General features: G+C 42.3%; 9 protein-coding genes and 1 pseudogene. 2 read left to right on the top strand and 8 right to left on the bottom strand.

Annotated features, from left to right (window positions below):
- Positions 1-649 precede the first annotated feature (649 nt).
- Together FTU82_RS14560 and FTU82_RS14555 are read right to left on the bottom strand one after the other, a co-directional pair.
- Entirely contained in the window at positions 650-1,744 is a 1,095-nt protein-coding gene (locus FTU82_RS14560; RefSeq protein WP_180101527.1) for an acyl-CoA desaturase, read from the bottom strand.
- Positions 1,745-1,758: 14 nt separating this feature from the next.
- Positions 1,759-2,823 carry a flavin reductase family protein gene (locus FTU82_RS14555; protein ID WP_218947760.1) on the bottom strand — a complete coding sequence of 355 codons (1,065 nt, stop codon included), beginning with the start codon at positions 2,821-2,823 and terminating at the stop codon, positions 1,759-1,761.
- 153 nt (positions 2,824-2,976) lie between these two features.
- On the opposite strand from FTU82_RS14555, the gene fabR reads away from it, so the two are divergent.
- Positions 2,977-3,657, top strand: coding sequence for an HTH-type transcriptional repressor FabR (gene fabR / locus FTU82_RS14550; protein ID WP_180101525.1), 681 nt, complete (start codon positions 2,977-2,979; stop codon positions 3,655-3,657).
- 366 nt (positions 3,658-4,023) lie between these two features.
- Here fabR and FTU82_RS14545 read toward each other — a convergent pair whose 3' ends face one another.
- From FTU82_RS14545 to FTU82_RS14525, 5 genes are all read right to left on the bottom strand, one after another.
- A complete protein-coding gene (locus FTU82_RS14545) occupies positions 4,024-4,824 on the bottom strand; it encodes an alpha/beta fold hydrolase (RefSeq protein ID WP_180101523.1) in 801 nt (266 codons plus the stop codon).
- Between the two features lie 136 nt (positions 4,825-4,960).
- Complete coding sequence (locus tag FTU82_RS14540) at positions 4,961-5,227, bottom strand: PAAR domain-containing protein (protein WP_100328728.1); 267 nt, start codon at positions 5,225-5,227, stop codon at positions 4,961-4,963.
- Positions 5,228-5,372: 145 nt separating this feature from the next.
- The gene (gene rapA / locus FTU82_RS14535) at positions 5,373-8,210 is read right to left on the bottom strand and encodes an RNA polymerase-associated protein RapA (protein ID WP_180101521.1); all 2,838 of its coding nucleotides are present in this window, start codon (positions 8,208-8,210) and stop codon (positions 5,373-5,375) included.
- A 143-nt stretch (positions 8,211-8,353) separates the two neighbouring features.
- Positions 8,354-8,998 carry an RluA family pseudouridine synthase gene (locus FTU82_RS14530; RefSeq protein ID WP_005171496.1) on the bottom strand — a complete coding sequence of 215 codons (645 nt, stop codon included), beginning with the start codon at positions 8,996-8,998 and terminating at the stop codon, positions 8,354-8,356.
- A 133-nt stretch (positions 8,999-9,131) separates the two neighbouring features.
- The gene (locus FTU82_RS14525) at positions 9,132-9,839 is read right to left on the bottom strand and encodes a phosphopantetheine-binding protein (RefSeq protein ID WP_005096618.1); all 708 of its coding nucleotides are present in this window, start codon (positions 9,837-9,839) and stop codon (positions 9,132-9,134) included.
- Between the two features lie 248 nt (positions 9,840-10,087).
- Here FTU82_RS14525 and FTU82_RS14520 point away from each other — a divergent pair, with 248 nt between their 5' ends.
- Positions 10,088-10,690, top strand: coding sequence for a PAAR domain-containing protein (locus FTU82_RS14520; RefSeq protein WP_159138062.1), 603 nt, complete (start codon positions 10,088-10,090; stop codon positions 10,688-10,690).
- 16 nt (positions 10,691-10,706) lie between these two features.
- On the opposite strand, the pseudogene FTU82_RS14515 reads toward FTU82_RS14520, so the two are convergent.
- Positions 10,707-10,818 (bottom strand): annotated as a pseudogene (locus FTU82_RS14515) (IS982 family transposase); the annotation flags it as partial.

Below are 10,818 nucleotides of genomic sequence, written 5' to 3'. Positions count from 1 at the left end.
GGACAAAATGACTCCAGATGAGTTTTACTATGACCAGCTACCACAACAAAATAAGGTAGCTTAACTAGAGCAGAATATCACTTATAAATAAGCTTTTAGTTGTTCAAACAAGTGGGACCACCTCTTACATACAATTGATGAAAATTACCACAATTTCAAAAATCCAAAGCTTACAAAAATGCTCATTATTTTTAATTGGTAGTCAATTTAATTTAAATAATAATAATGATTATTGTTAATATTACAAAAATTCTGAGCGTTTTAATTTATTCTCAATAAAACTCATAAAACATATTAAAATCAATTTATTATAAATATATATATATGTCGATTTACCTCAATAAATTTTTAAAAATCGATATATATATATCACTTAAAAATACCCCATGGGAGTATATAAAAATCAATTTACTGTTTCTCTAACTTAACAATTGGCAAAAGTGCTCAAAACAAGAGTTTAAATAAAAATATTTCTTATCAAAATTTAACAAAAAATAACCAACTTCAAATTCACCCTATTAAAACTATAATTTTTATTAAGTATAACTATACTTGAGAATCTAAGGTATGGAATTAAATCCACTTATACATACAAACATTACCAATAAAAAACCACTTCAAAAGAAGTGGTTCTTAGTCCCAAGAAAGACTATTTCTTGAATGGTAAAGCATACTTCACAATACGTTTAATCACGCTGCCATACTGTTTTACCAGACTGGCATTGTTGTAGTTCAAACCATATTTTTCACACACCGCCTGAACTTTTGGCGCCATTTGGCGGTAACGACGGGCAGGCACATCAGGATACAGATGATGTTCAATCTGGTGACTTAAATGACCCGTCAAGATATGGAATGCTTCAGAACCGGTCAGGTTAGATGAACCACGAATCTGGCGCATATACCAGTGACCACGGCTCTCATTTTGCAGTACCGATTTCGGGAACACCTCTACATCTTTGGTAAAGTGGCCACAGAAAATAATACTGAACGTCCAGATATTACGCAGACCATTGGCCACCATATTACCCGTCAAAACTGGCAAAGCAGCAGGACCTGCAATCAATGGAAAGAACACATAATCTTTAAACAATTGTTTACCGATTTTGTTCTGCATTGGGCGCCATTCTTCTTTGGTCTGCTCTTTGCTTTTGCGACCTTTGAAATATTTACCCAATTCAAGGTTCTGAATGGCCACGCCCCACTGGAACAGCAAACAGAATGGCACCGCATAAATCGGTTGTAATAAATAACCCGGTTTCCAGCGCTGTTCTGGGAACAGACGCAATAGACCATAACCGATATCATCATCCATACCTTTAATATTGGTATAAGTATGATGTTTAAAGTTATGGGTTTGACGCCAGTTATCCGAAGTACCTACGATATCCCATTCATAGGTCTGACCATTCATTTTAGGATCATTCATCCAGTCATACTGACCATGCATGACATTGTGACCCAGTTCCATGTTTTCCATGATTTTGGCAAAGCCTAATAGACCTGTGCCTAGCAACCATGCTGGTGGGAACCAGCCTGCAAACAATAGCGCACGACCGGCAATTGATGAATAACGGATGGTTGAATAGACACGACGGATATATTTCGCGTCTTTTTCACCTAAATCATCCAGCACTTCTTGTTTGATCGCATCAAGTTCACGTGCAAGTTCATCGAGTTCTACTTGTGATAATTCACGGTTTTTAGGATTTTTAAAATATTGAAATTTTACTGGCATATTCATAGGATAAAACTCGCTTATAGGTCGATGACTAGATCAGTCTGCGCTGAGTTAACACAAATTTTGAGCAGATTACCTGGCTCAGTATTTCGTGCGCCGTTTACCAAATTCTTGGTCGAACCTTCCACTTTATTGCAGGCGCATTTATTACAAATGCCCATACGGCAACCATGTGTCGGTTTGATATTTTGTTGTTCCAGACTCACCAAAATGGACTGGCCTTTTGGAATACTGACAATTTTTTTCGACTGAGTCAGGGTGACATTAATAAAGCCGATATCGGATTGATCCGCCAGACTCATGCTAAAGGCTTCACCCTTAAACTCTTTGGCTGAAGCAAACAGCTGCTCTGCAGTCGATACAAAACCTGACGGGCCGCAGCAATAGACCGTGCTATTTTCCAGATTTTGCAAATCTGTCAGATAAGTTTCATTCAGACGAGCTGCCGCAGCTTGTTCTTGCGTGGCATAAACATGAAATGAGAAATTTGCATGTTTCTGAGCAAGTTCTTCGAAACGTGCTTTAAATGCTGCATCTTGATGTTTTTTAACCCAGTACCACAAGCTCACTGGTGTTGATAATTCACCCTTTTTGCTCAGGCTTTCCAGCATACTGAGCATTGGGGTAATCCCGCTGCCTGCTGCAAGCAAGATCAGTGGACTCGTTTGCGCAGGCAAGGTCATATCACCATAAGGCTGACCAAATTCGATGACATCACCCACTTGCGCCTGCTCTGCAAACCAGGTGCTGACTTTACCGGCATGGACTTTTTTCACAGTCAATAACACATGCTGGGCATCTACATGGGTCAAACTATAGCTACGTTCATAACGGATGCCCTTCACCACCACATAGACCGGATGGTGTTGCCCCGCTTTACCAAACTTAAATAAACGATTCACTTGAATTTTCAGACCCAGCATATCCTGTGCAGCATTTTCCTTGTGCACAATCTTGCCCAATGGCTGATTCAACGACCATATCGGATTGAGTTTCTGAATCCAGAAATTAATCGCATGCTGATCGACGACACTGTCAGACAGTGCATTCAACGGCATTTTAAGTTTTTGGAGTACATGCATCGTTATCGACATCATCTTGAGGTTTTGAATTATTATACACATGTATATATATTTGTATATACATGTGTATTGTTTCCATTCATTTCACAAGCCTGTCGTGCTCGGTTATAATCAAACGATTCATGCATGAACCTATTGATGAACGAGCCTTCAATGAAAATAAGCAGTGACGCATCTCTACTACAATCGAAAAGCATTGATGAGCCGATTATCGTACGGAGTGTCGGTCGCAAGGCCACCATTACCAAAGAAGAACTGTTTCAGGCAGCATTAAACCTGATTGGTCCACAAAAAAGTATTGCATCGTTGAGCCTGCGCGAAGTCGCACGTGAGGCCGGTATTGCGCCAAACAGTTTCTATCGTCATTTTAAAGATATTGATGAGCTGGCCATTGAGCTGATTGATCGTGCCGGGATTGTATTACGTCAGATTCTGCATGAAGCACGCTTAAAAGCCTCCCGACAAAGCAGTATTATTCGTAGTTCGGTCGAAATTTTTATTGCTCAGCTGGATGCAGATGAAGGCAATTTAAGCCTGTTATTGCGTGAAGGTTATACCGGTTCAAAATCGTATAAACAGGCTGTAGAACGCCAGTTAAATTATTTTCAGCAGGAATTGCAGGATGATTTGATTCGTCTGGAACGCCTGAATAATAGAAAGTTATTACATGCCGATATTGCCGCCAAAGCCATTACTCAACTGGTGTTTAACATGGGGGCCAATGTGATTGATATGCCTGCCGAAGACCGTAAAGAAATTGCCGAACAGACCATGATCATGATCCGGATGATTCTGGAAGGCGCTCGCCATCTGGAAGATTCGCAGCTGCGTTAATTTTCCAATTTGCGTAAAATGATATAAAAAGAGACGTACTAGACGGATTACTGTCCCAAAGTTAAAGTGATTAGCTTTAAGTTACGCGCGTGTGGCAGGGATGCCACACACTACCTATCACGACAGGACGTCGTGTATGGGTAATAAGAGACTTTTGCCTACTTTGGGGCTTTCCAAAGTAGGGTTGCGCCTGCACAAATCCATTTAAACTTTTAAAGGAAAGATGAGGCTGCGCAATATCCAAGTATAAATATCAGATATTTAAAAACACTATCGAATTGCTTTTATTACTCCATACAATTCAAACTATAGCCTAGTTAAAATTGTGGAACAGTAGTGGTACCAGTCGTCTCTTTTTTATGACGATTACAACAGTACAAGTTGAGCTTTGACCGCCTTTGCAGTCTCTTCCGGATACTCAAGCGGAAACATATGTCCGCCTTCGACCACTGAATAATCGATCCGATAAATCTTGTGCATGCCTTGAGGCAAACCCTGCTGATAAAACTGGCTCTGCTCTGCAGTCATCAGATGAATCGGCACTTCAGGTGGTCGTCTTGGCGTACGCCACCACCATGCCGGTACAGTCCGGAAAATCTCCGCTTCTACCTGTTTTGGAATGCTCAAAGTCACCCCACCGCGTTCAGGTTCTGGCTGAATGCCACTCTCGATATAATCAGCAAAACATTGCTCATCAAAATTGCTAAATAAGCGGTTTGATCTGAGTGCATCAACTGCGGCCTGTTTCGATGGCCAGTGATCCTTGCGTTTTAGCGTAATTCCTGCAGGTGTATAGCGATCGATACTTTTCAGATTCAGCTTTTTAACCAGTTCAAACATGGCGCTGTTTTTTCCAATAATAAATGGCGGATCCATAATTAACAGTTTGGAAAACAGTTCCGGACGTCGATACGCTGCCATCAAAGTCACCAGACCACCAAAGGAATGTCCAAGACCCACCACCTGCTGCTGAGGAAATTGCTGCTCGATATCTGCAATGACTTCATCGACCAGATAGCGCCAGTCTGGCGTAATCGGATATTGCGACTTCATGCCAATCAAGGAAATCGCTTTGACCTCATATTCTGGCTGGAAACAGTCCAGAAATTTCTGATAGGTTGCCGCAGGGATGCCATTGGCATGGGTAAAATGTAAGGCTTGTTTCATTATTTTCCAAACGCAGCGCGTATTCATCCTGAAATCATCGAATGAGCTTACTGCTTTGGACATTCATTCGGCAGTGCAAAAATGCTCAAACCATGACCTCAAAGTCATTTCTTTGTATTTCTTCAGAATTTAAAGTCTATTTCTGCGATACCGTCAAATGCTGCATAGCTAGAAAAGTCGCGCCGCAACTGGTCTTATCCCCTGCGATAAGCATTGCCCGTCCTTTGACAGTAATAGATAAATCGCTGGAGATTGCGGTGACCATGGTCTGGCATTTGGGACAATAATGCGTCATGCCATTTAAATGTACGGCGATGCCATTCATAATCAAAGACGGCTCACCTTCTACCACAATACCACCGTGGGTGGTTTTGGCTCCCAGACCAATAAAGGCTTTGGACATGTTTATTATTTCTGGTTATTGGTTAGACTGATTTTAAACACAAGAAAAATGACAGGCCAGTATTCCCCGACCAAAACAATATAAAAGCCGAATTTCGGCCATAAAAAAAGCAGCCCGAAAGCTGCATTTTTTAATTGCTTAAAACTTAAGGCTTGACGACTACCATCACCTGAATGGCTTCTGGCGTCACAGATAAACCATCCAGTAGGCCGAGACCTTCTTTCTGCAACTTCTGTAAACGTGAAATTTCATCTTCACGGATACTTGGATTAAACTGTTTCAGATAGGTCAGACGGTCAATTTCATATTGCCATTTATTACCATACACTTCTTTGGCTTGCTGCTTGAAGTTTGGCAATGCACTGCGTGCCAATTCAAGTGCTTGCTGATAACGTGCCTCAATCACATCACGACGTGCTTTCACTACTTGGCGGCAGCTGTTGCCATCTAAATGATGCAGATACGGTTTTAAAATTTCAGGCGCAATTTTTTGTGAAAGATCCTGACCTTTCTCGCTTAATAACACACGAACCAATTGTTGCGGCAGGCTTGATGGCAAGTTCAATGCTTTCGGTGCAACCACATCGACCTTGAACCAGACTTCCAGCAATACCGAACCTTGTGGCAGTGCCGCAGATTTTAATACCGCAACGTTGGTGCTACCAAAGCCTTGAGTATTGATCATTTCCATCACACTTTCAGTGAATGGATGTTCCAGGGTCAGGTATTGCGCATCTTCGCGGATTTGTGCCTGATCACGATAGAAAGTGGCAGTGATGCCTTCTTCATCCAGCGTCAAACCTTGAACCTGCATTTGATCTGTTGGCTTGATGATCACGGTACCGTTACTTTGCTCGTCAAAGTCAATATTCGTGGACGCCATAAAGCGTTTCATGAAGATCGGCAAAGTAGTATTGTCATCATAGTCTTCAAGTGCCTTGACAATTTCCTGTGCCACCACCGGACGGCAAGAGTTGTACTCTAGCAAACGGTCACGGCCTTCCTGCAATTCAGCTTCCAGCGCTTCACGTTGCACGCTGACTTCTTCCAGCAGGTCTTCAAACGCTTGACCTTTGTCTGCCAATAGACAGTCTTTCAAGCGAACAATAAAGTTTTCTTGCAAGGTTTGTGCAGTTGGGGAAATATTGCCGAAAATATTCAAGGCTTCATTATACCAGCGGAACATACGTTCTTGCGCAGTTCCCACCAGATAAGGCACATGAATCTGAATCCGGTTTTCCTGACCGATACGATCTAAACGGCCAATACGCTGCTCTAAAACGTCCGGGTTGGCAGGAAGATCGAACAGAATTAAATCAGATGCAAACTGGAAGTTACGCCCTTCTGAACCAATTTCCGAACAAAGTAAAATCTGCGCGCCATACGAATCTTCAGCAAAATAAGCGGCAGCCTGATCACGCTCTAACAAGCTCATGCCTTCATGGAACATCGCGGTACGAATACCGGCATGTAAGCGAAGTACATTTTCCAGCGCTTCAACCACTGGCCCGCTACGCGCAATCAGTAAGACTTTCTTGTGTTTAAGATCGGTACGTAAACGCTCCATCAGCCACATCACGCGTGGATCGGCTTCCATCCATGCACCATCGAGCTGGGCTTCTTCAGGCCACATTTGCTCACGCAACTTACCATCTTTCGACCAGTGTTCCGGTGCTGGTAATGGTGCCGGCTGACAGTCACGACCCGGGAAGCCCTGAATGGCTTCACGCGTATTACGAAACAGGATACGACCGGTACCATGACGGTCTAAAAGTTCGTGAATGGCACGGAAACGCTGCTCAGGATGATCTTCAATTGAATGACCCAACAAGGCCTCAATCGCAGTCAAATGTTCTGCTTCAAGTGGCAGATTTGACATCAACACTTCTGCAATTTTAGCGGTGTGCTGATATTGCGCTTCTTCATCCAGGAAACGATCCAGCGAGTTAAAGCGCTGCGGATCGAGTAAACGCAGGCGTGCAAAGTGACTTTCTACCCCGAGCTGTTCCGGTGTTGCCGTCAATAACAATACGCCCGGCGTATGTTCAGCCAGTTCTTCGACCAGATCATAACGGTCATTACCGCCATCTTCTTCGCTCCACATCAAATGATGTGCTTCATCGACCACCAGCAAGTCGAAACCGGCTTCGAGCGCCTGTTCACGCAGATCTTCATGGTCGACCATCAAATCGACAGAGGCAATAATTTTTTGTTCGGTCAGGAATGGGTTTTGTTCAGGATCATGCTCTTTGATTGATGCAGTACGGGTCAAATCAAATAACGAGAACTCAAGATTGAAACGACGGCGCATCTCAATCATCCACTGATATTGCAGCGAATCTGGTACTAAAATCAGGATGCGTTCAGAACGGCCAGTTTTCAGCTGTTGATGGATAATCAAACCCGCTTCGATGGTTTTACCCAGACCGACTTCATCGGCCAGTAATACACGCGGAGCAAAACGCTGACCGACTTCATGCGCAATATACAACTGGTGCGGAATCAGGCCGACACGTGAACCGACCAAACCGCGCAGTGGACTGCTTTGCATATTGGCCTGCATCAGCAGCGCTTCAATGCGCAAGTCATACCATTCTTTATAATTGACCTGACTGGCCAGTAGACGGTCTAGAGGCTTGGACAGCTGGATGGTGGCACCAATGCGGGTTTCATTCAGCGATTTACGTTCTTCAGTCCCATCTTCCAGGGTACGAATGACGTGATAACGCACCACGCCATTGCGGTCTTCCACGGATTCTACAATCCATTTGGTTCCTTCCTGATCCTGTAATTCATCTTTCACATTAAATACGATACGAGATAAGGGTGCATTGCTACGTGCATAGACGCGAGTTTCATCGCTTTTCGGGAATAAAATGCTAACCGACCGCTCATCAACATCAATAAGAACGCCTAAACCGAGTTCTGTTTCAGTATCTGATAACCAACGTTGACCAATAGCAAATTGCTGCAATTTTTCCACCTTTATCTTAAGTACAAGATTATGAATATTAGGCTCAATCACGAAACGTCATTGGAGCAAAATTTCACACCTTCAAGCAATGTATTTTGACATAAAGCCCACTAAAAAGTGAGCATAATTCACGCCGATTCAAGAAGTATTTCCTAGAACGGCGCCGGACAATAAAATTCGACCAGCTGATCTGTTTGAGGATGATAAAAACTCAAACGTTCAGCATGTAAATGTAGACGCGAGCTGAGCTGTTGCTGTTCAGGTGTCGCATATAAGGTATCGCCGATAATCGGATGTCCCAGATATTGCATATGCACACGCAACTGATGCGAACGGCCGGTAATTGGCGTAAGTTTCACCCGAGTCACGGCTTGTCCCTGAATATTAAAGTGTTCGATCGCCTGCCAATGTGTGATGGCCGGCTTGTTATGTGCCGGATCTGCGATATGTAAGGGCGGACGGCTTGGGTCATATACCACGGGCACCTCAATGCTACCTTCACCTTCGAGTGTACCGGCAACCACGGCCTGATAGGTTTTGTCGGTCTGGCGTTCCTGAAACTGGCGGGAAATGGTTTTTTGTCCCCATTTTGTGAGACCAAACACGAGAATGCCGGAAGTATCGCGATCCAGTCGATGAATCAGTAAGGTTTTTGGTTCTATTTTTAATAATCGGTTAATCAGGCAATCTTGTAAATCTTCTGTTTTACCGGGAACTGTGAGTAAACCTGCAGGTTTGTGGATGACCATAAAATCGTCATCACGATGTATCAGATGTTCGGTTAGAAAATTACTCAAAGTTCAATCCCAGGCTGATCGCGAAAAACAAGGCGGCCATGATAGAAAGCTTCGCCCATAATTACAATGCGCTTTTATATAAATGCTGATGAAATTTCCGATTTAGGTCATAAAAATGCTCAATCGCAGCGTATCAACCTGAGGATTGTAAAATGAAGCCTGCCAATTCATGCAAAGATGCATGCTGTCGTACATCTTCATAACGAATATTGGCACCATGTGCACGCCATACACCGACTAAACTCACCACGGCTACAGAGTCCAATCCATAATTTCTTAAATCGACATAGGGATCAATCTCCAGAGCATCTATGTCTAGCTGTTCTGCCACAGCCAACATAATACCTTTGGTTGATAAGACATAGTCTGAGGGCGCACTTAAATCCCACAACCGGGTCAGACTATAAGTATTTAAGTGATGCACACCTTGACTGGAAATATTTTCGATCCACTGAATATGCTGTTCCTGATTGGCCAATAAGATTGCGTCATCGACTACACCTATTTGATCCGTCACACTCATCAAATGCGGTAAGATTTGCTTGAGCATCGGTGTGACCTGCCCGGCAAAAATCAGTTGTGGATGCGTGGAGGCATATTCACCAAGCTGTTGCATGCCCTGCATCAGGTCATCACCATATAAATCGACAATGGGAATATCCAGTGCTTTGGCTTTATTGGTCAGTTGAATCAAATTTGCCATGAGTGCACTTTCTTGTATGCCCTGTTGCATACGCAAGTTTTGTAATCCGACTAAGACCAAAACCGATTGGTTCGATGCAAGCTGCCATTTGGCTTGAGATGGGGCAAGTTGGATTTTTTTGGGCATTGGGTACAGCATGGGAGACTCTTTGGCTTCAGACAGTCGGCTTTTTCGTAACTGTATATGCTAACTCAGATTGAGGGTTACTCAATACTTTAAAAGTCAACAGGGCTATATTTAAAAAATTAAAAGCAAAAATGCTTGTATCTATATTCAGATACATTCAGTCATTATATACAAACTGATTAAATGAATTTTAAACTAAACCTTTCATTTTATATTGTCATGTTATTATGGTCTTTAATAAAAATAATAACCAAATAATAATGAGAGCATTAATAACAGTCGGCTGTAAAACCGATCATGGGGGAATCATTACTTTTGGCGACCCTTCCTTTCTGGTGGAAGGAAAAGCTGTGCATTTGGATGGAATGGTACATTATTGTCCTAAATGTAATGTCCTAGCGAAAGCTCTTGCTTCTAACCGAGGCTTTATAGTCGTCCTGGGTAGAAGCATTGTTGCGGCAGGAGACACATCAACTTGTGGTTCAAAATTTCTAAAAACTTCTGATTTGGCTGTCATAAGTAATGGTATTATCTCAAGTAAAATTGATCAATTAATATCAGATACAGCTACTAAATACATTGAAGAAAAAGAAGAAAAGATCATTAATAATATTTATTGGAGTTATGGAGATAACCTTATTCTTCTAAAAAGAAAATCTAGATTTTTTGATGACTTGAATTTGCATATAGAAACTTCAGGTTATGCACAAGGAGATACTATTGATATAGAAATAAAACCAGAATCTTCTGAGATAAACTCATTTCATCCATTTACGATTTCACTTGATATTGATGCTGAAGGTAAGGGAGTGCTTAAAAATATTTTTAAAGGAAAAACTATATTAATTGATACGGAATATTAAATAACCCGAATCCTGCTTAAGCCGATGATTCCTTAATTTGAATTGTTGGCTTATTTCGATGGGTTAATTGATATGCACATAGTGAGGCGTAAATTCCACTCAGAAATCCATGAAGACTACGTGCTTTA

This window comes from Acinetobacter sp. YH12151 (genome assembly GCF_013418355.1).
Classification (GTDB): Bacteria; Pseudomonadota; Gammaproteobacteria; order Pseudomonadales; family Moraxellaceae; genus Acinetobacter; species Acinetobacter pseudolwoffii.
The sequence above is the reverse complement of the archived record's forward strand: the minus strand, read 5'-3'. Positions and strand labels throughout refer to the sequence as shown.